The 22,711-nt window shown below is 71.1% G+C and carries 23 protein-coding genes and 1 tRNA gene; 15 read left to right on the forward strand and 9 right to left on the reverse strand.

Translation table 11 applies throughout. The annotated features are described in order from the left end of the window. Positions 1-34: 34 nt before the first annotated feature. Together ABZY57_RS07020 and ABZY57_RS07025 are read left to right on the forward strand one after the other, a co-directional pair. Positions 35-1,651, forward strand: coding sequence for an MFS transporter (locus tag ABZY57_RS07020; RefSeq protein WP_356508928.1), 1,617 nt, complete (start codon positions 35-37; stop codon positions 1,649-1,651). Between the two features lie 253 nt (positions 1,652-1,904). Beyond that, positions 1,905-2,327 carry a peptidase inhibitor family I36 protein gene (locus ABZY57_RS07025; protein WP_356508929.1) on the forward strand — a complete coding sequence of 141 codons (423 nt, stop codon included), beginning with the start codon at positions 1,905-1,907 and terminating at the stop codon, positions 2,325-2,327. Here ABZY57_RS07025 and ABZY57_RS07030 read toward each other — a convergent pair. Beyond that, positions 2,308-3,171 carry a potassium channel family protein gene (locus ABZY57_RS07030; RefSeq protein ID WP_356508931.1) on the reverse strand — a complete coding sequence of 288 codons (864 nt, stop codon included), beginning with the start codon at positions 3,169-3,171 and terminating at the stop codon, positions 2,308-2,310. The genes ABZY57_RS07025 and ABZY57_RS07030 overlap by 20 nt on opposite strands. Positions 3,172-3,241: 70 nt before the next feature. Then, positions 3,242-5,974, reverse strand: a complete 2,733-nt coding sequence (aceE, locus tag ABZY57_RS07035; protein ID WP_356508932.1) for a pyruvate dehydrogenase (acetyl-transferring), homodimeric type — start codon at positions 5,972-5,974, stop codon at positions 3,242-3,244. Positions 5,975-6,411: 437 nt separating this feature from the next. Here aceE and ABZY57_RS07040 point away from each other — a divergent pair, with 437 nt between their 5' ends. The 6 genes from ABZY57_RS07040 to ABZY57_RS07065 all read left to right on the forward strand — a co-directional run bounded on the left by ABZY57_RS07040 (position 6,412) and on the right by ABZY57_RS07065 (position 11,015). Further along, positions 6,412-6,837 carry a DUF3052 domain-containing protein gene (locus ABZY57_RS07040; RefSeq protein ID WP_214957128.1) on the forward strand — a complete coding sequence of 142 codons (426 nt, stop codon included), beginning with the start codon at positions 6,412-6,414 and terminating at the stop codon, positions 6,835-6,837. 191 nt (positions 6,838-7,028) lie between these two features. Beyond that, positions 7,029-7,487: a peroxiredoxin gene (locus ABZY57_RS07045; RefSeq protein WP_356508934.1), complete on the forward strand. Its 459-nt coding sequence runs from the start codon at positions 7,029-7,031 to the stop codon at positions 7,485-7,487. A 160-nt stretch (positions 7,488-7,647) separates the two neighbouring features. After that, entirely contained in the window at positions 7,648-8,223 is a 576-nt protein-coding gene (locus tag ABZY57_RS07050; RefSeq protein ID WP_327252569.1) for a TerD family protein, read from the forward strand. A gap of 200 nt (positions 8,224-8,423) precedes the next feature. Further along, on the forward strand, positions 8,424-8,999 hold the full coding sequence (locus ABZY57_RS07055; protein WP_356508937.1) for a TerD family protein: 576 nt from the start codon (positions 8,424-8,426) through the stop codon (positions 8,997-8,999). A gap of 25 nt (positions 9,000-9,024) precedes the next feature. Beyond that, positions 9,025-10,140: a DUF475 domain-containing protein gene (locus ABZY57_RS07060; protein WP_356508981.1), complete on the forward strand. Its 1,116-nt coding sequence runs from the start codon at positions 9,025-9,027 to the stop codon at positions 10,138-10,140. 134 nt (positions 10,141-10,274) lie between these two features. After that, positions 10,275-11,015 (forward strand): Tellurium resistance, encoded by a 741-nt coding sequence (locus ABZY57_RS07065; protein ID WP_267039314.1) that lies wholly within the window; start codon positions 10,275-10,277, stop codon positions 11,013-11,015. A gap of 43 nt (positions 11,016-11,058) precedes the next feature. Here the strand turns inward: ABZY57_RS07065 and ABZY57_RS07070 are convergent, their stop codons facing one another. After that, a complete protein-coding gene (locus ABZY57_RS07070) occupies positions 11,059-11,817 on the reverse strand; it encodes a TerD family protein (protein ID WP_356508982.1) in 759 nt (252 codons plus the stop codon). Between the two features lie 193 nt (positions 11,818-12,010). On the opposite strand from ABZY57_RS07070, the gene ABZY57_RS07075 reads away from it, so the two are divergent. Genes ABZY57_RS07075 through ABZY57_RS07090 form a run of 4 tightly spaced genes read left to right on the forward strand, consistent with a single transcriptional unit; the run spans position 12,011 to position 17,256 of the window. Then, a complete protein-coding gene (locus tag ABZY57_RS07075; protein ID WP_356508939.1) occupies positions 12,011-13,177 on the forward strand; it encodes an HpcH/HpaI aldolase/citrate lyase family protein in 1,167 nt (388 codons plus the stop codon). Continuing rightward, the gene (locus ABZY57_RS07080; protein WP_356508941.1) at positions 13,174-15,750 is read left to right on the forward strand and encodes a phosphoribosyltransferase; all 2,577 of its coding nucleotides are present in this window, start codon (positions 13,174-13,176) and stop codon (positions 15,748-15,750) included. Before ABZY57_RS07075 ends, ABZY57_RS07080 begins: the two co-directional genes overlap by 4 nt. Then, a complete protein-coding gene (locus tag ABZY57_RS07085; protein ID WP_356508943.1) occupies positions 15,747-16,577 on the forward strand; it encodes an HAD family hydrolase in 831 nt (276 codons plus the stop codon). The genes ABZY57_RS07080 and ABZY57_RS07085 overlap by 4 nt, the downstream gene beginning before the upstream one ends. 19 nt (positions 16,578-16,596) lie before the next feature. Further along, on the forward strand, positions 16,597-17,256 hold the full coding sequence (locus ABZY57_RS07090; protein WP_356508945.1) for an O-methyltransferase: 660 nt from the start codon (positions 16,597-16,599) through the stop codon (positions 17,254-17,256). On the opposite strand, the gene ABZY57_RS07095 is transcribed toward ABZY57_RS07090, so the two are convergent. The 3 genes from ABZY57_RS07095 to ABZY57_RS07105 form a co-directional block, all read right to left on the reverse strand. Further along, positions 17,253-17,468 carry a zinc ribbon domain-containing protein gene (locus tag ABZY57_RS07095; RefSeq protein WP_356508947.1) on the reverse strand — a complete coding sequence of 72 codons (216 nt, stop codon included), beginning with the start codon at positions 17,466-17,468 and terminating at the stop codon, positions 17,253-17,255. The two genes, ABZY57_RS07090 and ABZY57_RS07095, sit on opposite strands and share 4 nt — an antisense overlap. A gap of 160 nt (positions 17,469-17,628) precedes the next feature. Continuing rightward, positions 17,629-18,165, reverse strand: coding sequence for a DUF4383 domain-containing protein (locus ABZY57_RS07100; protein ID WP_356508949.1), 537 nt, complete (start codon positions 18,163-18,165; stop codon positions 17,629-17,631). A gap of 336 nt (positions 18,166-18,501) precedes the next feature. Then, positions 18,502-19,749: a hypothetical protein gene (locus ABZY57_RS07105; protein ID WP_356508951.1), complete on the reverse strand. Its 1,248-nt coding sequence runs from the start codon at positions 19,747-19,749 to the stop codon at positions 18,502-18,504. Positions 19,750-19,861: 112 nt separating this feature from the next. Between ABZY57_RS07105 and ABZY57_RS07110 the strand changes: the two genes are divergently transcribed. From ABZY57_RS07110 to ABZY57_RS07120, 3 genes are all read left to right on the forward strand, one after another. Next, positions 19,862-19,936: transfer RNA gene (locus ABZY57_RS07110), tRNA-Val, on the forward strand. Positions 19,937-20,229: 293 nt separating this feature from the next. Then, positions 20,230-20,418, forward strand: coding sequence for a hypothetical protein (locus ABZY57_RS07115; protein ID WP_356508953.1), 189 nt, complete (start codon positions 20,230-20,232; stop codon positions 20,416-20,418). 152 nt (positions 20,419-20,570) lie between these two features. Continuing rightward, positions 20,571-20,807 (forward strand): DUF2277 domain-containing protein, encoded by a 237-nt coding sequence (locus tag ABZY57_RS07120; protein WP_356508955.1) that lies wholly within the window; start codon positions 20,571-20,573, stop codon positions 20,805-20,807. Between the two features lie 6 nt (positions 20,808-20,813). Here the strand turns inward: ABZY57_RS07120 and ABZY57_RS07125 are convergent, their stop codons facing one another. From ABZY57_RS07125 to ABZY57_RS07135, 3 genes are read right to left on the reverse strand one after another with little or no spacing between them, the layout of a single operon-like run. Further along, on the reverse strand, positions 20,814-21,329 hold the full coding sequence (locus ABZY57_RS07125) for a universal stress protein (RefSeq protein ID WP_356508984.1): 516 nt from the start codon (positions 21,327-21,329) through the stop codon (positions 20,814-20,816). Positions 21,330-21,362: 33 nt separating this feature from the next. Then, complete coding sequence (locus ABZY57_RS07130) at positions 21,363-21,806, reverse strand: universal stress protein (protein ID WP_356508957.1); 444 nt, start codon at positions 21,804-21,806, stop codon at positions 21,363-21,365. A 57-nt stretch (positions 21,807-21,863) separates the two neighbouring features. After that, a complete protein-coding gene (locus ABZY57_RS07135) occupies positions 21,864-22,379 on the reverse strand; it encodes a hypothetical protein (RefSeq protein WP_356508958.1) in 516 nt (171 codons plus the stop codon). Between the last annotated feature and the right edge of the window lie 332 nt (positions 22,380-22,711).

Below are 22,711 nucleotides of genomic sequence, written 5' to 3' on the forward strand. Positions count from 1 at the left end.
GTGAAGTGTCAGTCGCTGTCACTAACCTGTCGGCATGACTAGTCAGATCACCGTCGACGGCGGGGACGCACTCTCGCTCAGCAAGGAACGGGACCCCTCGCCGGACCGTACGGGCCTCCGGGGCCACCCGTGGCTCACCCTGTTCGCCGTCGCGATCGGCGTCATGATGGTCACCCTCGACGGCACGATCGTCGCCGTCGCCAACCCGGCCATCCAGAAGGACCTCGGCGCCTCGCTCGCCGAGGTCCAGTGGATCACCAACGGCTACCTGCTCGCCCTCGCGGTCTCCCTCATCACCGCCGGCAAGCTCGGCGACCGCTTCGGCCACCGCCAGACCTTCCTCATAGGCATCGCCGGTTTCGCCGTCTCCTCGGCGGCCATCGGCCTCTCCGGCGGAGTCGAGCTCGTCATCGGCTTCCGCGTCGCGCAGGGCGTCTTCGGCGCGCTGCTGATGCCCGCCGCGCTGGGCCTGCTGCGCGCGACCTTCCCGGCCGAGAAGCTCAACATGGCCATCGGCATCTGGGGCATGGTCATCGGCGCCTCGACCGCCGCCGGGCCGATCGTCGGCGGCCTGCTCGTCGAGAACGTGAGCTGGCAGTCCGTCTTCTTCATCAACGTGCCCGTCGGCATCCTCGCGCTCGCCTTCGGCCTGTTCATCCTGGTCGACCACCGGGCCGAGAACGCCCCGCGCTCCTTCGACGTCCTGGGCATCCTGCTGCTGTCCGCCGGGATGTTCTCGCTGATCTGGGCGCTGATCAAGGCCTCGGAATGGGGCTGGGGAGACACCAGGACCCTGGTGTTCCTCGGCGGGTCGGTGCTGTGCTTCGTGGCCTTCGCCTTCTGGGAGAACTCCGTCTCCGAGCCGCTGATCCCGCTCGGGATGTTCCGCTCGCTGCCGCTGTCCGCGGGCACGGTCCTGATGGTCCTGATGGCCTTCGCCTTCATGGGCGGGCTGTTCTTCGTCACCTTCTACCTGCAGAACATCCACGGCATGAGCCCCGTCGACAGCGGCCTGCACCTGCTGCCGCTGACCGGGATGATGATCGTCGGATCGCCGCTGGCGGGCCTGGCCATCACCAAGGTCGGCCCGCGGCTGCCGCTCGTCGCGGGCATGGTGGCCACCGCCGTCGCCTGCTTCGGGATGGCCCAGCTGACCCCGGGCACCTCCACCCCCACCATGTCGCTCTGGTTCGCCCTGATGGGCCTCGGGCTCGCGCCCGTCATGGTCGGCGCCACCGAGGTCATCGTCGGCAACGCCCCGCTGGAGCTCTCGGGCGTGGCCGGCGGGCTCCAGCAGGCCGCCATGCAGGTGGGCGGCAGCCTGGGCACCGCCGTGCTCGGCGCGGTCATGGCGAGCAAGGTCGGCAGCGTCTTCGAGGACAACTGGGCCGGGGCCGGGCTGCCGCCGCTCACCCCGGAGCAGGCGGACCTCGCGGAGAAGGGCATCCAGGTCGGCATCTCCCCGGTCCCGCCGGGTGCGCCGGAGCAGCTCGCGCAGACCATCACGGGGGTCGCGCACGACACGTTCGTGTCAGGGATGAGCACGGCCTTCACCGTCGCCGGCGTGGTCGCGGTACTCGCCGCGGTCGTCGCCGCCTTCACGAAGCGCGGCGAGAACGCGGCGGCGGGGGCGGGCGCGGCCCACATCTAGCCCCGCCCCGGCGGCCCGGCCGGCACGGTGCCCCGCTGGCTCCGTGCCGCCGGCCGCGCGGCCGCGGAGGCCCCGGAGGCGTCAACTCCGGGGCCGCGGCAGCCCCGCCGGACGGTTCCGGCGGGGCTGTCGCCTATCAGGGTGGACCCGCTCGCGGCCCCTTCCGCCGGGACGTCCGTGCAGGTCAGCGTGGTGCCGACAGAGCCCTCGGAAACGGTCCGGGGCCCGTACGTCCACCAGGAGTTGACCCGTCATGCGTACGTGGAGCATCACTTTCCCGGGGCGCACCGCCGCCACGGCCACCGTTCTCGCCGCCACCCTGCTGATCCCGGGCACCGCGGAAACCGCCCACGCGGCGCACCGGACCCCGGCGCGGGCCGCCGGGCCGCCGGTGCTCGGGGCCTGCGCCACCGGGCAGCTGTGCCTGTGGGCGAAGCCGGAGTTCAAGGGCGCCCGCAGGACCCACGAGCTCAGCACCCTCGACATCAACAGCTGCACCGCCCTGCCCGCAGGGACCACCGCCCAGTCCCTCACCAACCGGACCGGCCGGCCGGTCACCACCTACCAGTCGGCCGAGTGCGCCGAGACCGGCGAGTTCCAGACCTACCCGGGCGACGGGGTGTGGCTGCCCCAGTCGCCCTACCAGGTCAGGGCGTTCAAGGTGTGGGAGCGCTGACGGCGCCGCCGCACGCCTGGACCGGCCCGCCCTGGGCGCCGAAGCCCGCGCCCGGGCCGGGCTCCCGGGCGGGTCCGGCGGCGGGGGGTGCGGGCATGGCGGGGGGTGCGGGGGCGGCGGGGATGGCGCCCAGCCGGGCGACCTCGGCGCGCAGCGCCCGTACCTCCGCCGTCAGTTCGGCGATCGCCTCGGTCTGGGCGCGCTCCACCCGGTCGTCGCGTTCGAAGCGGGAGATGAACCAGGCCGCGATGTTGGCCGTCACCACACCCAGCAGCGCGATCCCGGACAGCATCAGCCCCACCGCCAGGAGCCGGCCGAGCCCGGTGGTGGGGGAGTGGTCCCCGTACCCGACCGTCGTCATCGTGGTCACCGACCACCACAGGGCGTCCCCGAGGTTCTTGATGTTGCCGTCGGGTGCGTCCCGTTCCACGCTCAGCACCGCGAGCGAGCCGAACATCAGCAGCCCGACCACCGAGCCCGCCACGTACGTGGTGAGCCGGATCTGCGGGGCCATCCGCGCCCGCCGGCCCACCAGCATCAGGGTGGAGACCAGCCGCAGCAGCCGGAGCGGCTGGATCATCGGCAGCACCACCGCAGCCAGGTCCAGCCAGTGGGTCCGTACGAAAGCCCTCTTCGAGGCCGCCAGGCCCAGCCGCATCAGGTAGTCGGCGGCGAAGGCGGCCCACACCACCCACTCGGCGTGCTTGCAGGCGCTGTGCACCGCCGGGCTCGCGTCGGGCAGGACGATGGGCACCGCGTAGGCCACGGCGAATCCCAGGGCGAGCACCAGCAGCGGGGTCTGCGTCCGGCGCTCCCACCGCGCCTGGGGAGAGGGTTGCTTCATGCGGAGCATCGTAAGGAATGCGTAAGGGGCGCCCGGACAGGTGTCCCGGCGCCCCTCGCGGAAGTGACGGCTACGCGTCGCCCCCGGCCGCGCCCGGGTCGGCCGCCCGGACGTCCAGCAGCTGGTACCGGTCGATCGCCTGCTTCAGCGCCGAGCGGTCGATCTTGCCTTCCTTGGCCAGCTCGGTCAGCACCGAGAGGACCACCGACTGCGCGTCGATGTGGAAGAAGCGCCGGGCCGCGCCCCGCGTGTCGGCGAAGCCGAAGCCGTCCGCGCCCAGCGAGGTGTACGAACCGGGCACCCAGCGCGAGATCTGGTCCGGGACCGCCCGCATCCAGTCGGAGACCGCCACGAACGGACCCTCCGCGCCGGACAGCTTGGTGGTCACGTACGGGACCCGCTGCTCCTCCTCCGGGTGGAGCAGGTTGTGCTCCTCCACGGCGACGGCCTCGCGGCGCAGCTCGTTCCAGGAGGTCGCCGACCAGACGTCCGCCTTGACGTTCCACTCGGCCGCGAGGATCCGCTGCGCCTCCAGCGCCCACGGCACCGCCACGCCCGAGGCCATGATCTGCGCCCCGACGGCTCCGGAGGTGCCCGCCGACACCCGGTGGATGCCGTGCAGGATCCCGTCCACGTCCACGTCGGCCGGCTCGGCCGGGTGCTGGATGGGCTCGTTGTAGACCGTCAGGTAGTAGAAGACGTCCTCGGCGTCGGGGCCGTACATGCGCCGCAGACCGTCCTTGACGATGTGCGCGATCTCGTACCCGTACGCCGGGTCGTACGCCACACAGCCCGGGTTGGTCGACGCCAGCAGCTGGGAGTGGCCGTCGGCGTGCTGCAGGCCCTCACCCGTCAGAGTGGTCCGGCCGGCGGTCGCGCCGAGGACGAACCCGCGCGCCAGCTGGTCCGCCATCTGCCAGAACTGGTCACCCGTCCGCTGGAAACCGAACATCGAGTAGAAGACGTAGACCGGGATGAGCGGTTCGCCGTGCGTCGCGTACGCCGAACCCGCGGCGATCAGCGAGGCGGTGCAGCCCGCCTCCGAGATGCCGTCGTGCAGCATCTGGCCGGTCGGCGACTCCTTGTACGCGAGCAGCAGGTCGCGGTCGACCGCCTCGTACTGCTGGCCCAGCGGGTTGTAGATCTTGGCGCTCGGGAAGAACGCGTCCATGCCGAAGGTGCGGTACTCGTCGGGGGCGATCAGCACGAAGCGCTTGCCGATCTCCTTGTCCCGCATCAGGTCCTTCAGGATGCGGACGAAGGCCATGGTGGTGGCGATCGACTGCTGGCCCGAGCCCTTCTTGGCGGCCGCGTAGGTGGCGTCGCCCGGCAGCTGGAGCGGCTTCGCGCGCACCACGCGGGTCGGCACGTAGCCGCCGAGCGCGCTGCGGCGGTCGTGCATGTACTGGATCTCGGGGGAGTTGCGGCCCGGGTGGTAGTACGGCGGCGCGCCGTCCTCCAGCTGGGCGTCCGTGATCGGGATGTGCAGACGGTCGCGGAAGCGCTTGAGGTCGTCGGCCGTCAGCTTCTTCATCTGGTGGGTCGCGTTGCGGCCCTCGAAGTTCGGGCCCAGGGTCCAGCCCTTGACCGTCTGCGCCAGGATGACCGTCGGCTGGCCCTTGTGGGCCTTGGCCGCCGCGTACGCCGCGTAGACCTTCTTGTGGTCGTGGCCGCCGCGGCCCAGGTGCTGGATCTGCGTGTCGGTCATGTTCTCGACCATCGCGCGCAGCCGGTGGTCGCCGCCGAAGAAGTGCTCGCGGATGTACGCGCCCGTCTCGGTGGCGTACGTCTGGAACTGGCCGTCCGGGGTGGTGTTCAGCTTGTTGACCAGGATGCCGTCGCGGTCCTGGGCCAGCAGCGGGTCCCAGGAGCGGTCCCAGATCAGCTTGATGACGTTCCAGCCGGCGCCGCGGAACTGCGACTCCAGCTCCTGCATGATCTTGCCGTTGCCGCGGACCGGGCCGTCGAGGCGCTGCAGGTTGCAGTTGACGACGAAGGTCAGGTTGTCGAGGTGCTCGCGGGCCGCGATCGAGAGCTGGCCGAGCGACTCCGGCTCGTCCATCTCGCCGTCGCCGAGATACGCCCAGACGTGTGACTTGGAAGTGTCCGCGATCCCGCGGGCCTCCATGTACCGGTTCATCCGCGCCTGGTAGATCGCACCGAGCGGGCCGAGGCCCATCGAGACGGTCGGGAACTCCCAGAAGTCCGGCATGAGCCGCGGGTGCGGGTAGCTGGAGAGGCCGTACGGAGCCTTCGACTTCTCCTGGCGGAACGCGTCGAGCTGCTGCTCGGAGAGCCGGTCCAGGAGGTAGGCGCGGGCGTAGATGCCGGGCGAGGCGTGACCCTGGAAGAAGATCTGGTCGCCGCCGTCGCCCTCGTCCTTGCCCCGGAAGAAGTGGTTGAAGCCCACGTCGTAGAGGGAGGCGGAGGAGGCGAAGGTGGCGATGTGACCACCGACGCCGATCCCCGGGCGCTGGGCGCGCGAGACCATGACGGCCGCGTTCCACCGGGTGGCGTTGAGGACCTTGCGCTCGATCTCCTCGTTGCCGGGGAAGAAGGGCTCGTCCTTGGTGGCGATCGTGTTGACATAGTCCGTGGAGCGCATCTCGGGCACGGCCACGCGCTTCTCACGGGCGCGCTCCATCAGCCGCAGCATCAGGTAGCGGGCGCGCTCACGGCCCCGCTCGTCGACCGCGGCGTCCAGGGAGTCGAGCCACTCCTGCGTCTCTTCCGGGTCGAAGTCCGGTACCTGACTCGGCAGGCCACCAATGATGATCGGATTGCGATCGGATGCGGAAGCCACGCTGTTCCTTCGCTGTCGGGGGAGTCGTGCCTTGGGGTTCGCCGCCTCCCATGGTCTTACGCTCGGCAGAAATCGTCATCTTTACCGCTGGGTAATCCCTGGAGTGTGGAGGGATTGCGCCCGCTGTGGCGACGACAGCGCCCAAACCGCAACCTTACGCCCATGTCGATCAACCCCTTCGCAAGGCCGTTCGTCCCTCAAACAGGTGCGAAAGTTCCGAGGCCGTGCCGAATGAGGTGGAATGGTGTGGGATGAATCACCAGGGGTACATCCGGAAGGGCTGAAAGTTGCGGCGAGACGGCCGCAATCGTCACCGTTTCGACGGTCTCGGCGGCCGGGTACTTGCGCGATCCGCCGCGCCCGTGTGGACTACGCCCAATGCTGCGCGTACGCGCGCCGCCGAAGAACATTCACCGAACATGAGCAGGAGGCACCCCGTGAGCGCGACCGCGGACCACGCGGAGAACCTGGCCGCCAGGCTGGGTTTCCAGTCCGAACAGGTGGTCCAGGAGATCGGCTACGACGACGACGTCGATCAGGAATTCCGTGATGCCGTAGAGGGTCACGTCACCGAACTCGTCGATGAGGACTACGACGATGTCGCAGACGCGGTTCTGCTGTGGTTCCGGGAGGACGACGGCGACCTGACGGACGCCCTGGTCGATGCGACCGAGCTGGTCGAGGACGGCGCACTGATCCTGCTGGTGACTCCCAAGACCGGCAAGGACGGTTTCGTCGAGGCCAGCGACATCAGCGAGGCCGCCGAGACCGCCGGCCTCTCGCTGGCCAAGGGTCTCCCCGTCGGCAAGGAGTGGACCGCCACCAAGCTGGCGACTCCGAAGACGGCCAAGTCCAAGCGCTGAGCCGCGCCCCGCAGCCATGCGGACACACGCACCCCGTTCGCCGGAAGCTTCCCGGTGGGCGGGGTGCGTGCGTTTCGCGGCGGGCTGAGCGGGGCCGGACGCGCGACGGACCCCCACCCCATACACGGACCCATAAGCTGGGATCACCCGAACAGCCCAACGCAGGGATGCGGGACGAAGGGATGCGACAGATGGCGATCGAGGTCGGCACCAAGGCCCCGGACTTCGAGCTCAAGGACAACCACGGCAGGGTCGTGCGGCTCTCCGACTTCCGGGGGGAGAAGGCCGTCGTGCTGCTCTTCTACCCCTTCGCCTTCACCGGCGTCTGCACCGGCGAGCTCTGTGAGCTGCGCGACCAGCTGCCGCGCTTCCAGAACGACGACGTGCAGCTCCTCGCCGTCTCCAACGACTCCGTGCCCACCCTGCGCGTCTTCGGCGAGCAGGAGGGTCTGGAGTACCCGCTGCTGTCGGACTTCTGGCCGCACGGCGAGGCCTCCCGCGCCTACGGGGTGTTCGACGAGGAGAAGGGCTGCGCGGTGCGCGGCACCTTCGTCATCGACCGTGACGGCATCGTGCGCTGGTCCGTCGTCAACGGGCTGCCCGACGCGCGTGACCTGAACGAGTACATCAAGGCTCTCGACAGCCTCTGAGTCCGTGTCGCAGGCTCATGGGCGCGTGCCCCCGGGCACGTGGGCCCGTTCGCCTCGAATAAGCCCGTACAGGCGGGAACCCGTCACTAGGATCGAAACGTTGATCCTGTAGCAACCGCACGACGGGGCCCCGCCCCACACAAAACCTTATGGAGGACCCGTGGGAGTCAGCCTCAGCAAGGGCGGCAACGTCTCGCTGTCCAAGGCCGCGCCGAACCTGACCGCGGTCATCGTCGGTCTGGGCTGGGACGCTCGCACCACCACCGGCGTCGACTTCGACCTCGACGCCAGCGCGATCCTGGCCAACGACCAGGGCAAGGTCACCGGCGACGCGAACTTCGTCTTCTTCAACAACCTGAAGAGCCCCGACGGCTCGGTCGAGCACACCGGTGACAACACCACCGGTGAGGGCGAGGGCGACGACGAGGCGATCAAGGTCAACCTCGCCGGCGTGCCCGCCGACGTGGCCAAGATCGTCTTCCCGGTCTCGATCTACGAGGCCGAGAGCCGCCAGCAGAGCTTCGGCCAGGTCCGCAACGCGTACATCCGCGTCGTGAACCAGGCCGACAACACCGAGCTCGCCCGCTACGACCTGTCGGAGGACGCCTCGACGGAGACCGCCATGGTCTTCGGCGAGCTCTACCGCAACGGCGCGGAGTGGAAGTTCCGCGCCATCGGCCAGGGCTACGCCTCGGGCCTGCGCGGCATCGCGCAGGACTTCGGCGTCAACGTCTGAGCCTGCTCGACCCCGAGCAGTCGTTCCATCCGTCCGGCGCCGTGCACTCGTGTGTACGGCGCCGGACCGGCTTTACGACCAGCACCGTCACATCGCCGTACCGTCACACCGCCGTATGCCGTACCGCCGTACCGTCACACCGCCGTATGCCGTACCGCCGTACCGTCACACCGCCACCGTCGTCCGGGGAGGACCACAACATGGGCGTCACACTCGCCAAGGGGGGCAATGTCTCCCTCTCCAAAGCCGCACCGAACCTCACCCGGGTTCTGATCGGCCTCGGATGGGACGCGCGCTCGACCACGGGCGCCGACTTCGACCTCGACGCCAGCGCACTGCTGTGCAGCAACGGCCGGGTGCTCGGGGACGAGTACTTCGTCTTCTACAACAACCTGAAGAGCCCCGAGGGCTCCGTCGAACACACGGGTGACAACCTCACCGGCGAGGGTGAAGGCGACGACGAGTCGCTCATCGTCGATCTCACCAAGGTCCCGGCCGGCGTGGACAAGATCGTCTTTCCCGTCTCGATCCACGAGGCGGAGGCCCGCCGGCAGAGCTTCGGTCAGGTCAGCAACGCCTTCATCCGCGTGGTGAACGAGGCGGACGGCCAGGAACTGGCCCGCTACGACCTCTCCGAGGACGCCTCCAGCGAGACCGCGATGATCTTCGGCGAGGTCTACCGCTACGGGGGTGAATGGAAGTTCCGTGCAGTGGGGCAGGGGTACGCGTCGGGGCTCCGCGGCATCGCTCTAGACTTCGGGGTCAACGTTTCGTAAAGCCGTACAACACGATGGGATGCCAGTGGTTCTGAAAACCTTCGGCTGGTCGTTCGCAGTCACTGCGCTCGGACTGGTCGCAGCGGTGCTCTACGGGGGGTGGGAGGCCTTCGGGATCGTTGCGATCCTGTCCATCCTGGAGATCTCGCTGTCCTTCGACAATGCGGTGGTCAACGCCGGAATCCTGAAGAAGATGAATGCCTTCTGGCAGAAGATCTTCCTCACCATCGGTGTTCTCATCGCCGTGTTCGGCATGCGCCTGGTCTTCCCGATCGTCATCGTCGCGATCAGTGCCAAGATCGGGCCGATCGAGGCCGTCGAACTCGCGCTGCGCGACCAGGACATGTACAAGCAGCTCGTGACGGACGCCCACCCGTCCATCGCCGCCTTCGGTGGCATGTTCCTGCTGATGATCTTCCTCGACTTCATTTTCGAGGACCGCGACATCAAGTGGCTCGGCTGGCTGGAACGCCCGCTCGCCAAGCTCGGCAAGATCGACATGCTGTCGGCGTGCATCGCGCTGATCGTCCTGGTCGTCACCTCGATGACCTTCGCCGTCCACGCCCACCAGCACGGTGGCACTCACGTGGACAAGGCGCAGACGGTCCTGATCTCCGGCATTCTCGGTCTGATCACTTACATGATCGTCGGCGGCCTCTCCGGCTACTTCGAGAACAAGCTGGAGGAAGAGGAGGAGCACGAGCACGAGATCGAGGAAGCGGCGAAGAAGAGCGGCAAGCCCGTCTCGGCCGTCGCCATGGCCGGCAAGGCCGCGTTCTTCATGTTCCTCTACCTCGAAGTCCTCGACGCCTCCTTCTCCTTCGACGGGGTCATCGGCGCCTTCGCCATCACCAGTGACATCGTGATCATGGCCATCGGCCTCGGTATCGGTGCCATGTACGTCCGGTCGCTGACGGTCTACCTGGTCCGCCAGGGCACCCTCGACGACTACGTCTACCTGGAGCACGGCGCGCACTACGCCATCGGTGCGCTCGCCGTCATCCTGCTCGTCACCATCCAGTACGAGATCAACGAGGTCATCACCGGCCTCGTCGGCGTCGTGCTGATCGGATGGTCCTTCTGGTCCTCGGTGCGCCGCAACAAGCGCCTGGAACTGGAGGGTTCCGCCGCCGAGGCATGACCGCGGCGGTAATGCGGAACGCTCAGTGCGGGGCGGTCCGGAAGGTCCACGGGCCTTTCGGACCGCCCCGTCCGCATGTCAGCGGTGCGCCGGCGGGGGACCGGGCGCGCCAAGGGAGCAGGGGGGTTGTGGGGATGGGATTCTTCGACGGCATCAGGGGCAGCCGCGGTACGCAGTTCCAGTCGGGCAGTGCCTCGTCGAACGCGATCGAGCTGACCAAACGCCATCCGACGGTATCGCTCACCAAACAGGGGGCGGTGCACGGCAATCTGCGCGTGAACCTCTCCTGGCGGATGCGGACCTCGGACATAGGCGGCCGCAGCACCGGCCAGAGCGGGCAGCTCTTCCGGCATCCGTTCAAGCTGTTCAAGCCCGACATGGTGCAGGCGCACACCCAGGGCATGGTCAACGTCGACCTGGACATCGGCTGTCTCTACGAGCTGACCGACGGCACCCGGGGGGTCGTCCAGCCGCTGGGGAACCTGCACGGGGACATCAACAGTCCGCCGTACGTGAAGCTCAGCGGGGACGACCGGTTCGGGGCCCCCTCCGGCGAGACGATCTTCGTCAATCTCGACCACGCCGAGGAGATCAAGCGGCTGCTGGTCTTCGTCTACATCTATGACCAGACCCCGGCCTTCGACCGGACGCACGCCCTGGTCACCCTCTACCCGATCACCGGGCCGCGGATAGAGATCCCCCTGGAGGAGCGCCACCCCCACGCCCGCTCCTGCGCGGTCGTCTCCCTGGAGAACGTCAAGGGAGAGCTGATCGTCCGGCGCGAGGTCACCTTCGTGTACGGGTTCCAGGCCGAGCTCGACCGGCTGTACGGGTGGGGCCTCCAGTGGGGCCGGGGCTACAAGACGAAGACCTGACGGGCCCGGCCGGGACGGCAGCCCCGCCCGGCCCGCCCGCCGCTCACCGGCGGATGAACTGCGGGCCCTGCGCCGGCAGCCGGAAGGCCCCGTCCGGGGCCGGGGCCGGCACCGGGGCCTGCGAGACCGGCTGCGGGTAGCCGTAGGCGGGCTGGGAGGCCGGCGGGGCCTGTGTGGGCGGCGCCGGGGTCACGGGGGAGGCGGACGGCGCCTGTCCCTGTCCCGGCCCCTGTCCCTGCTCCTGGGCCTCGGAGGCGTTCTCGTCCACGGAGATCCCGTGGTCGGTGGCCAGGCCGACGAGCCCGTTGGAGTAGCCCTCGCCGAGCGCGCGGAACTTCCACGCGTCGGCCCGCCGGTACAGCTCGCCGCAGATCAGCGCCGTCTCGGCGCCCGTCTCCGGACGCACGTCGAAGTAGGCCAGCGGTTCGGAGCCGCCGGTCGCGGTGGCGTCGTAGAGCAGGATCCGCAGGTCGCGGACCCGCTCGAAGGGCACGTCCTCGGCGGAGGCCACGACGAGGATCCGGTCCACGGCCGGGGTGACGGCCCGCAGGTCCGCCTGGACGGCGTCGGTGATCCCGTCGCCGAGCTGCTTCTTCCCGAGCCGCCAGACGGCCCCCGAGGGGTGCCGGGGCTGGTTGTAGAAGACGAAGTCCTCGTCCGAGCGCACGCGCCCGTCCGCCCCCACGAGCAGCGCGGAGGCGTCCACGTCGGGTACGTCGGGCCCCCCGGTCCAGCGCAGCACCGCGCGGACCGCCACGGCGGCCACGGGGATGTTGGAGCCCTTCTGCATCGCGTGCGTCATGGCGGTCATCCTGCCCTCCCGGGCCGGACCGGGACAATGCGGCCCCCCGTAGACCTTGTCCGGATCGCGAGAGCTGGGCATGGTGCAAGAGGGTTACCTGGATTTCATGTGCTTGAGGAACTCTTGACTCACGTTCGTACGTACTATTACCGGCCATGCCAGATCGGCCGCCGAGCCTGTACGGGGGAAGCACATGCGTCACTTCGGGCACGTATCGCCCACGGTCCGCAAGGACCTCTTCCACCAGGAGCCGGCCGAGTTCTCCGCCGCCTCCCCCTCCGCCACGCTCGCGGCCGCCCTGGGTGCCACGCTCTACAGCCCGGCCACCCGGCCGCAGCTCGCCCGCGACATCCGCAAGCAGGCCGGCCTCGGGGTCGTCTCCATGGTCCTCTGCCTGGAGGATTCCATCAGCGACGAGGACGTCGCGGGCGGTGAGGAGAACCTCGTCCGGCAGTTCGCCGCCCTCCACGAGGACCCGGCGGAGCTCCCGCTGCTCTTCATCCGCGTCCGGGAGCCCGAGCAGATCCCCGACCTCGTGCACCGGCTCGGCGGCTCGGCGGCGCGGCTGGCCGGATTCGTACTCCCCAAGTTCAGCGAGAGCCGGGGCGTGGCCTTCCTCGACGCCGTGGCCCAGGCGGAAGCGGCCGGCGGGCAGCCCCGGCTGTACGCGATGCCCGTCCTGGAGACCCCCGAGCTGCTCCACCTGGAGACCCGGGTCGAGGCCCTCGCCGGGATCTCCCGCACGGTCAACAAGTACCGCGAGCGGGTCCTGGCGCTCCGCCTCGGGGTGACCGACTTCTGCTCCGCCTACGGGCTGCGCCGCACCCCCGACATGACCGCCTACGACGTCCAGATCGTTGCCGGGGTCATCGCCGACGTGGTCAACGTGCTCAGCCGCGCCGACGGCACCGGCTTCACCGTCACCGGGCCCGTGTGGGAGTACTTCCGCAGCCAGCAGCGACTCTTCAAGCCGCAGCTGCGCCGCAGCCCCTTCCTGGAGGAGGGCGTCGAGGAGCTGCGCACCGCGCTGATCGAGCACGACCTGGACGGGCTGCTGCGCGAGATCGAGCTCGACCGGGCCAACGGGCTACTGGGCAAGACCTGCATCCACCCCGCCCACGTCACCCCGGTCCACGCGCTCTCGGTGGTGTCCCACGAGGAGTTCAGCGATGCTCAAGACATCCTGCGCCCCGAGAGCGGAGGAGGCGGAGTAATGCGTTCCGCCTACACGAACAAGATGAACGAGGTGAAGCCCCACCGGGCCTGGGCCGAGCGCACCATGCTGCGCGCCGAGGTCTTCGGTGTGGCGAAGGAGGAGGTCGGCTTCGTCGATCTCCTCACGGCCGGGCTCCAGGTGTGAGCGGGCCGTTGACTGCGAAGAAGGGCAAGAAGATCGAAGCGGTGTGGTCGGGAACGTGGGTCGCGGACCGGCTGGGCGTGAGCCTGCAGGACGGGCAGGAATCAGCGGGTACCGGGACCGGTGGGCCGGCGCTCGAAGAGCTGCTCGGGCTGGCGCTGCGGCGCAACCCCAAGCGGGCGCACCTGCTGGTCTCGCGCGTGCTGGGCAAGCACGTCCCGCAGTCCCCGGCGGCCGTCTACGCCGCCGGTTACGGGCTCGGCGAGCGGGTCCGGGAGCTGCTGGGCGAGGCGGAGGCGGCCTCGGCCGTGGTTCTGGGCTACGCGGAGACCGCGACGGGGCTGGGCCACTGCGTGGCCGACGGCCTGGGCAGCGCCCCGTACCTGCACTCCACCCGCCGCCCCGTGCCCGGCGTGGAGCCCGCGGGCGGCTTCGAGGAGGCGCATTCGCACGCCACCTCGCACCTGCTGCTGCCCGAGGACCCGAAGCTGCTGGCGGGCTCGGGCCCGCTGGTCCTCGTCGACGACGAGTTCTCCACCGGCAACACGGTCCTGAACACCATCGCCGACCTCCACGCCCGCCACCCGCGCGGCCACTACGTGGTCGTCGCCCTGGTCGACATGCGCTCTCCGGCCGACCGCGACCGCCTGACGGCCTTCGCCGCCGAGCTGGGCGCCCGCGTGGACCTCATAGCCCTGGCCTCGGGCACCGTCTCCCTCCCGGAGGGGGTCCTGGAAAAGGGCCAGGCCCTGGTGGAGCAGTACGAGGCGGAGCTTGCCGCTGCCGCTGCCGCCGGAACTCAGCCCGTGGCCGGCGCTTCGCGGCCCGGGGGCGGCGCCCCGGCAGACGGCCCGCAGGTCACCACGGTGGAACTGGACTGGCCGGCCGGCATACCCGACGGTGGCCGCCACGGCTTCACCCCCGCGCACCGCGCGGCACTGGACGCGGCCCTGCCGGCCATGGCAGACCGGCTCAGGGCCGCGCTCGGCGCGGCCCCCGCCCGGGTCCTCGTACTCGGCAACGAGGAGCTGATGTACGCCCCGCTGCGCCTCGCGCAGGCCCTTGAGGCGTCCGGCGCCGCGGCCGAGGTCCGCTTCTCCACGACCACCCGCTCGCCGGTGCTCGCCGTGGACGACCCCGGCTACGCGATCCGCACCCGCCTCGTCTTCCCCGCCCACGACGACCCGGCCGACGGCCCCGGAGAGCGGTACGCGTACAACGTCGCGAGCACAGCCGGTGCCGGCTTCGACGCCGTGGTCGCCGTCGTGGACTCGGCCGGAGACACCGCCGAGCTCCGCACCGGCCTGCTCGCGGCCCTCGCGCCGCACACCGGCCGGGTCGTGCTGGCGGTCATACCTTCGTACGTACCCGACCGGCAGGAGCCGATCATGTCCGAGCCCCTGCGCGAGCCCGTGCGCGAGCCACTGCGCGAGTCGCTGGGCGAGCCACTGCGCGGGCCCGCCTTCTCCTCCTACGCCGCCGAGGACGTCGGCTGGCTGCTCCAGGACCTCTCCGACGTGGAGCTGGAGGCCCCGACCGAGGAGCGCGAGGAAGCCATACAGGCGGGCGGTGCGCACTACGCGGAATCGCTGCCGGTGGAGTTCCAGCCGTCCCCGGAGTACCAGCAGCTCTACCAGAGCGCGCTGACCGCCTCCGCCGCCCGGATGGCCCGCGCCGTCGGAACCGTCACCGAGACGGTCCTCGCCGAGCGCTCTCCCTCCCCGGTCCTCGTCTCCCTGGCCCGCGCCGGCACCCCCGTGGGCGTGCTGATGCGGCGCTGGGCGCAGGCCCGGCACGGCCTGGACCTGCCGCACTACGCCGTCTCCATCGTGCGCGGTCGCGGCATCGACGCCAACGCACTGCGCTGGCTGGCCGCCCACCACGATCCGGCCGACGTCGTCTTCGTCGACGGCTGGACCGGCAAGGGGGCGATCACCCGCGAACTGCGCGAGGCGCTCGGCGAGTTCGAGGGCTTCAACCCGGAGATCGTGGTCCTCGCCGACCCCGGCTCGTGCGTGGAGACGTACGGCACGCGCGAGGACTTCCTGATCCCCTCCGCCTGTCTCAATTCCACTGTTTCCGGGCTGGTCTCGCGTACGGTGCTCAGGTCCGACCTGGTCGGGCCCGCCGATTTCCACGGCGCGAAGTTCTACCGCGAGCTGGCCGGGGCCGATGTCTCCGTCGCGTTCGTCGACACCGTCTCCGCGCACTTCGAGGAGGTGGCCGAGGCCGTGGACGCCGAGGTCAAGGAGCTCCTCGCCGCCGACCGCACGCCGACCTGGGTGGGCTGGCGGGCGGTGGAGCGGATCAGCGAGGAGTACGGCATCCACGACGTGAACCTGGTCAAGCCCGGCGTCGGCGAGACCACGCGGGTGCTGCTGCGCCGGGTGCCGTGGAAGATCCTCGCGCAGCGCGGCGCGGGGGCCGACCTGGACCACGTACGCCTCCTCGCGGAACAGCGGGGGGTGCCGGTGGAAGAGGTCGACGGCCTGCCCTACAGCTGCGTAGGACTCATCCATCCCCGATTCACGCGCGGCGCCACCGGCGCCGACGGAAAGGCTGTGGCCACCAAGTGACCGTTCTCGTAGCCAGTGACCTCGACCGTACGCTCATCTACTCGGCGGCCGCGCTCGGCCTGACCATGCCCGACCCGGTGGCCCCGCGGCTGCTGTGCGTGGAGGTGCACGAGAGCAAGCCGCTGTCGTACATGACGGAGACGGCGGCGGGGCTGCTGGCGGAGCTGTCCGCCGACCCGGGCGCGGTGTTCGTGCCGACCACCACCCGGACCCGCAAGCAGTACCAGCGCATCCGCTTCCCCGGACGGCCGGCGAAGTACGCGATCTGCGCCAACGGCGGCCAGCTCCTGGTGGACGGGGTCCCGGACCGGGACTGGCGCCGCCAGGTCGCGGCGCGGCTCGCCGAGGAGTCCGTTCCGCTGGAGGAGATGCACGCGCACCTGATGTCCGTCACCGACCCGGCGTGGCTGCGCAAGGCGCGGGTGGCGGAGGACCTGTTCGCGTACCTGGTGGTGGAGCGGGCGCTCGTCCCCGTGGACTGGATCAAGACGCTGGCGGAATGGTCCGAGGCGCGCGGCTGGGCGATCTCGCTCCAGGGCCGGAAGATCTACGCCGTCCCGCGGCCGCTGACCAAGAGCGCGGCCATGCACGAGGTGGTCCGGCGTACGGAGGCCACGAGCACGCTGGCCGCCGGGGACTCACTGCTCGACGCGGACCTGCTGCTCGCGGCCGACACGGCCTGGCGGCCGGGCCACGGAGAGCTGGCCGACGCCGGCTGGACCGCGCCGCACGTGACGGCGCTCGCCCAGGCGGGCGTGCTGGCCGGCGAGGAGATCGTGCGCGCCTTCACCCGTGAAGTGGCGCGACGGGGCACACCGGGCGTCTGATCATGGGCACACTGGCCCCATGACCAAGGGCAACAGCACCAAGATCACAGACGAGCTCTACCAGTACATGCTCGCGCACAACCCCCCGCTGGACGAGGTCCAGCGGGGGCTGGTGGCGACGACGTACGAGGTGTTCCCGGACGCGGCCGGAATGCAGTCGGCGCAGGAGCAGGGGCCGCTGCTGGCCTTCCTGGTCCGGCTGACCGGCGCACGGCACATCGTGGAGATCGGCACCTTCACCGGCTTCTCCTCCCTGTCGATGGCCCAGGCCATGCCGGCGGACGGACGCCTCATCGCCTGCGACGTCTCGGAGGAGTGGACGGCGTACGCGCGCGAGGCCTGGGCGAAGGCCGGGGTCGCGGACCGCATCGACCTGAGGATCGCGCCGGCGCTCCAGACGCTGCGCGCGATGCCGGCGGAGCCGCACATCGACATGGCCTACATGGACGCGGACAAGCAGAGCCAGATCGCCTACTGGGAGGAGCTCGTGCCGCGGCTGCGCCCGGGCGGTCTGCTCGTCACGGACAACACGCTGTACCACGGCACGGTGCTGGACCCCTCGGCGACCGGAGCGGCGGCGGGGGTCCAGGCCTACAACGACCACGTCGCGGCGGACCCCCGCATGGAGTCGGTGCTGCTGGCGATCTCCGACGGCATCACCCTCTCCCGCAAGCGCTAACCGCAGCCGCCCCCGCCACAGCAGCCTCCGCCGCCCATGGGCGCGGCCGCGGCGGGGGCCGCACTGCTCCCGCCGACGGCGACGGCGGAGAGCAGCTTGACGGTATCGGCGTGCCCGGCGGGGCAGTCGGCGGGAGCGGAGGACTCGGCCATGGGCCGGCTGACCTCGAAGGTGTCTTCGCAGGTCCGGCAGCGGAATTCGTAACGGGGCATGCGGACAGGCTACGCAGGTGCGACCCCCCACCGGAATCCCCTGGCTCCGCGCGCGGCGCGGCTGCCTGCCGACCCTGCTTCGAAGGTCTGCCCGCGCAGGCGGCGTGGGCGAGGCCGCCCGAGCCGCCTCGCCTACGCCGCCCCGCTTACGCCGCCCCGCCTACGCCGGCCTGCCGACGGGCCTCCCGCTCGTGCGGGCCCGCTGCTCCCGAGCCGCTTGCTCGGGGTGGCGGGCACGCCAGTACGGATTGTCGTGGGGCAGGGCGCTGCCCACCCGCCCGTACATCCCGAACCACATCAGCATCACGCCGACCACGAAGCTGAACAGCACGTTGGGGATGTGGAAGGCCAGGAAGTTCATCTCCGTGTCGAGCAGCGCGAGGTTCACGAACCCGCTCGCGATGAACAGCACGCCCAACACGATGTTGAGCGTCGAGGCGAAGGTGCCGCCGATGACCATCCCGACGAAGAGCAGCAGTCCGATGCAGATCGACAGGACGCTCAGCGCGCCGTTGGTGTTCAGCGCGAGCACCGTGTCCCCGCCGGTGTCGAAGAAGCCGATCCGGTCGATGAGCCCCAGGATTCCGAAGGCCACGAGCAGGAGTCCGGTCAGGCCGGCGCCGACCCGGTAGACCTTGCTGAGCCGGTGATCACTGGGCAGGTGTTCGTCGAGGCGCGCGTTGACGGGACGCATCATGCGGTGCAGGATCCCCGGGGAGTTCCGGGGTGGTGCCGCCGTCGCGTACGGCTCGTGGGCCACGTAGGGCGCGTAGTGCTCATGGGGCTCGTGGCACCCGTACAGCGCGTGGGGCGCGTACGCGTGCGACCCGTGCTCGTACTCGTGCGGTACGGGTGATGCCTGAGGCGTGCCGGAGGCCCGAGACCAACGTGGTCTGTGGGGCCTGTGCGGTCCGCGGGGCTTGCGGTCTGCGGGGGAAGCCTGGGCGGCCATGGCGCCCTCCTCTGCTCCGTTCCTGGCCCCTCCAGCATCCGCCGATGCCCCCACCCCGACAAGTCCGCTCGGGCGGCCCCCTCAGGCGTGGCCGCGCTCGGTCCGGATGTCCGTCACCACCCGCTGCACGGAGGACCGTACGGCCTCCATCTCCTGGAGGAAGGCCCAGTAGTCCGGGTGGCGGTCCTCCAGCGCGGCCAGCGCACGGCCCACCCGAGCCACCGCCTCGTCCAGCGGGCGGGCGTGCCGATCCTCCGGGACCGTACGGCCCTCCATCGCCAGACGCTGGGCGTCCCGGATCGCGAACCGGGTGCGCTGCACCTCCGCCTGCGGATCCCGCGCCACCGCCTCCAACCGGGTCAGCCGGTCCTGCGCCGCCGACACCGCCTCGTCGGTGGCGTCCAGCGAAGCCCGGACCGCCTCGACCAGGGCCGCCACGACGGCCCACTGCTGCTGGTCGCGTGCCCGGCCGGCCTCCGCGAGTCGGTCCTCCGCCTGCCCCACGTCCTGTACCGCCTGCTCCGGCACGTGCTGGAGGTCCTGCCAGCAGGCCGCGCTGAAACGCCGGCGCAGCTCGCTGAGCACCGGATCCACCCGGTCCGCCCGGTTGCGCAGCGCCTGCGCCCGGGTCCGCAGGCTCACCAGCCGGCGGTCGATCTCCGCGGCCCGCTCCGGGAGCCGCGCAGCCTCGGCCCGTATCGCCTCGGCGTCGCGCAGCATCCGGTCGGCCCGCTGCACGGTCTCCTGCACCCCGTGCTGTCCGGCGCCCTGGTTCAGCTTGGTCAGCTCCGGCCCGAGCGCGGCCAGCCTCGCGGCCAGGTCGTCGGCCCGGAGCCCCTTGCCGCGCACCTCGTCCAGCGCCGTGCTCGCCGCGAGCAGCGCTGCCCTGGCCCGCTCCCGCGCCGGCGCCACCCGGGCCAGCTGCGTCTCGGCCCGGTCCAGCAACGGCTGCAGTCCGAGCGCGAACCGGTCGAGCTCGCCCTTGACCCGTACCAGCTCCTCCTTGGCCCGCGTCAGCTCGTCCCGGGCCCGCGTCGCGGCGGACGCCTCCAGCTCCACCCGATCGAGATCGTGCGCGTCGACGGCATTGATGTACACATGGCTGACCTCGTCGATGCGCTGCCCGAGCGCGACGAACCCCTCACCCACCCGGCGCGCCTCGGGCGAGCCGTCCGCGGCCGCGATCGTCTCGATTGAGATCCGCAGATCCCGCTGCGCGGTGTCCAGCTCGTAGAAGGCCGCCGCGGCAGCGTCCTTGGCCGCCTGCGCGTCCGCCCGCCGACTCTCGTCCCGCCCGCCGCCGAACCACCGCCGGGGTGCTGTCGTCACAGTCGCCTCTCCCGTACCCGGTCCGCATTTCCCCTGCCCCGGTCCATTCTCCCCCACGGGAACGGGTTTGCGTGGGGGGTGTGCCCTGCATGTAGGCTGTCCACTCATCCACGGGTGCGTAGCTCAGGGGTAGAGCGCTGCTCTTACAAAGCAGATGTCGGCGGTTCGAAACCGTCCGCGCCCACCAGCGAAAAGACCCCCCGCCGATCATGGCGGGGGGTCTTTTGCGTCCGGATCCGACGGCAATGGGAGCGGCGCAGAGCCGGGCAGCGGCCAAAGCTGCGCCACGGGCCACGAGTTCTCGGTCGGGCTGGGATCCGGCGCCGATACGTGCCGCCCTTCCCGTGCGCGATTCGCTCCGTGAGGGCTGACCGAGTGCCCCGTGAGCTCCTGGCGCGTACCTGTGCGCCCTTCCTGCTCCTTGCTGCTTCCGGCACCGTGCAAGGGGTGCTCACGTCGGGTGGGCCAGGAGGGGGCCAGATGACGCAACCCAAGTGCGGCGCGGTGACGAAGCGTGGCGGCCGGTGCCGGAACAAGGCGATCGTCGGGAGCGGACAGTGCGCCAAGCACCAGGGGCGCTGGACGCGAGGAGGGGCCGCGCAGGGGGAGATCAAGGACGCTGAGGCCAAGCTGCGGGCGCTCCGGAAGAGGAAGTGGACCTGGTGGTGACGGGTTTCTGACATCCGTGACAGACGTCAGCGCGGATGGTTCTCCCCCGTCCGAGCCCCGGGGAGAAGGCCCCGGCGTTCTCGGCGGGGCCTTTGGGCTCGGTAGGGATGCGGGGCCGTGACGGGGTGTTCGTGGGGCGGGATAGTGGGGGTATGTGCCGATCGATTAAGACATTGCGTCCGCCCGCGATTCCGGAGAAGGCGACCGAGGAGGAGATCCGGGCCGCCGCCTTGCAGTACGTGCGGAAGGTGTCCGGCTTCAGGGCGCCGGCCGCGCACAACCAGGAGGTCTTCGACGCCGCCGTCGACGCGATCGCGGAGGCTACGAGGGACCTGCTGGAAGGGCTTCACGTCAGGGGAGCGGGAGCCGGAGTGGCCGTGGCCGGGTAGGGGCGGTCAGGCGGCTGCCGGGACCGCGTCCTCTTCCAGGGGGACCACCGCGACGGGACAGCCGGTGTGGAGCAGTACCGCGTTGGTGACGGAGCCCAGGCGCGGGGAGAGCGGGCGCCTGCGGTGGCGGCCGATGACGATCAGGTCCGCGGCCTGGGAGGCGGCGACCAGGTGGCCGGCCGCGTCGCCGGGCGCCGACACCTGCTCGATCCCGACCTCCGGGAACCGTTCGGCGTACGGGCGCAGGTGCGCGGCGGCCAGGGCCGTGACCTCGTGGGCGTTGGCGGTCTCCTCGTGCCCGGCCGTGGTGATGGCGCAGGCGGTGGTGAAGGCCCGGGCGGGCCAGGCGTGTGCGACGACCTGGAGGGCCCCGCGCCGGGCCGCGTCGCGAAGGCGGAGCAGGTGGTGCTCGGGTCGGGGGTAGCACTGTCTAGGCCGAGGACGACCCGGCCGTACGGGGCATGCACGGGCGGCTCGGCGCGCGGGACCACCACCACGGGGCAGGCTGGCCGGGCGGCGCAGGCCATGCCGTTCGAGCCGGGCAGGAGGCTGGCGTCACCGCCGCGGCCGCGCGAGCCGAGGACCATCAGCTGGGCGCCGTCGCCCAGGCCCGGCAGTACGTGGTCGGGGCGCCGGGGGGTGAGGCTTACTCGATCGGGGGAGTCCGGCGCGGCCGTCGAGGGCCTCTCGGACCCGGATCAGTACGGGGTCGTCGTCGGGGCGCGGCTCCTCCAAGCCGCCGGCCAGGGTCGCGCCGATGCCGTTCCTGTAGAGGCGGGCGTGCACGATGCGCAGCGGGGCCCCGGCCATCAGGGCCTGGGAGACGGCCCGTTCCAGGGCCCGGTTGCCGTTCGCGGAACCGTCGACGGCGGCAGTCACCGGGCGCGGGCTTTGGTCCTGGCGGGCTCCTCGGTGGCAGCGGTGCGCGGACTCGGCCTTGCGGGAGGGGCCCCGGGCGGGAGTGGGGAAAGTCCCGAACGGGGCGGGACCATCGGCCACTCCCGTGGTGGGGAGGGTGGTTCGGGGCGGGGTGGGTGTGTGGGGGTGTGGGGGTGTTCAGGAGGCGTGGCCCGTGCGGCGGCGCAGGATCCAGGCGCCTGCGCCCAGTGCACCGGCTACGAGGGCACCGCCGACGGCGATCTGGCCCGGGCTCATGGAATCGATGCTGCCACCGAGTCCACCACGGGCGGCGCCCGGGGTGATGTTCAGAGCCACGGTGACGCGCTCGCCGCCGGGGCCGCCGCACTCGAAGGTCACGGGGTGCGAGCCGGCGCTGATGTTCCGGGAGGTGATGGCGGAGCCGAAGAGGTTGGTGGCCTCGGCGTTGCCGGGAGTCAGCCAGACGTCGCCGAAGGCGCGGGAGGTGGCCTTGCCGGTGCGCGTGCCGCAGCCGGTGACGTTGAGGCTGACACGTCCCCCGGGAGCGACGTTGGTCGGGGAGACGCTGCCGGAGGGCTGGGCCTGGGCGAGGGTCGGTGGGGCGCCCGCGGCGAAGGCGGCGGTCGCGGCGGCGACGGCCAGCAGGCGGGGGAGGGCGCGGTACCGGCGGGGGCTGTGGGGGGTGGCGGGCATGGAGAGGACTCCTCGGGCTCCGGGAACGGCGCGGCGCGGATTCGAGTGCGCACCGTTCTCTGGACGCTAGGAGCCCGGCGCGGCCGTGGCGATCGCTGCCGGGTGAACGGGTGAGCCACTGCTCCGTCCGGGGAAGCGGGGTGGACTGGGGTGGACGGCTTGAAGGGCGTGGGCGGCGTGGGCGGCGTGGGCGGCGTGGGCCGGTCCGGCGCTGGAGCCGGGGTTGGAGAGGGGGAGAGGGGGCTGCCCGTGCCCGTGTCCCGTGCCCGTGCCCGTGTCGGTTGCGAGGGCGTGGGCGGAGGGGGCGAGTGTGGGACCTGATGGGGGTGCGC

It is taken from the genome of Streptomyces sp. NPDC006450, from assembly GCF_040612195.1.
Taxonomy (GTDB): domain Bacteria; phylum Actinomycetota; class Actinomycetes; order Streptomycetales; family Streptomycetaceae; genus Streptomyces.

Coding starts and splice junctions, on each gene's coding strand:
- ABZY57_RS07095 (WP_356508947.1), bottom strand. CDS start 17,468: ATGCCCCGTTACGAATTCCGCTGCCGGACCTGCGAAGACACCTTCGAG.
- ABZY57_RS07045 (WP_356508934.1), top strand. CDS start 7,029: ATGGCGATCGAGGTCGGCACCAAGGCCCCGGACTTCGAGCTCAAGGAC.
- ABZY57_RS07120 (WP_356508955.1), top strand. CDS start 20,571: ATGTGCCGATCGATTAAGACATTGCGTCCGCCCGCGATTCCGGAGAAG.
- ABZY57_RS07100 (WP_356508949.1), bottom strand. CDS start 18,165: ATGATGCGTCCCGTCAACGCGCGCCTCGACGAACACCTGCCCAGTGAT.
- ABZY57_RS07065 (WP_267039314.1), top strand. CDS start 10,275: ATGGGATTCTTCGACGGCATCAGGGGCAGCCGCGGTACGCAGTTCCAG.
- ABZY57_RS07135 (WP_356508958.1), bottom strand. CDS start 22,379: ATGCCCGCCACCCCCCACAGCCCCCGCCGGTACCGCGCCCTCCCCCGC.
- ABZY57_RS07020 (WP_356508928.1), top strand. CDS start 35: ATGACTAGTCAGATCACCGTCGACGGCGGGGACGCACTCTCGCTCAGC.
- ABZY57_RS07090 (WP_356508945.1), top strand. CDS start 16,597: ATGACCAAGGGCAACAGCACCAAGATCACAGACGAGCTCTACCAGTAC.
- ABZY57_RS07025 (WP_356508929.1), top strand. CDS start 1,905: ATGCGTACGTGGAGCATCACTTTCCCGGGGCGCACCGCCGCCACGGCC.
- ABZY57_RS07070 (WP_356508982.1), bottom strand. CDS start 11,817: ATGACGCACGCGATGCAGAAGGGCTCCAACATCCCCGTGGCCGCCGTG.
- ABZY57_RS07055 (WP_356508937.1), top strand. CDS start 8,424: ATGGGCGTCACACTCGCCAAGGGGGGCAATGTCTCCCTCTCCAAAGCC.
- ABZY57_RS07075 (WP_356508939.1), top strand. CDS start 12,011: ATGCGTCACTTCGGGCACGTATCGCCCACGGTCCGCAAGGACCTCTTC.
- ABZY57_RS07030 (WP_356508931.1), bottom strand. CDS start 3,171: ATGAAGCAACCCTCTCCCCAGGCGCGGTGGGAGCGCCGGACGCAGACC.
- ABZY57_RS07115 (WP_356508953.1), top strand. CDS start 20,230: ATGACGCAACCCAAGTGCGGCGCGGTGACGAAGCGTGGCGGCCGGTGC.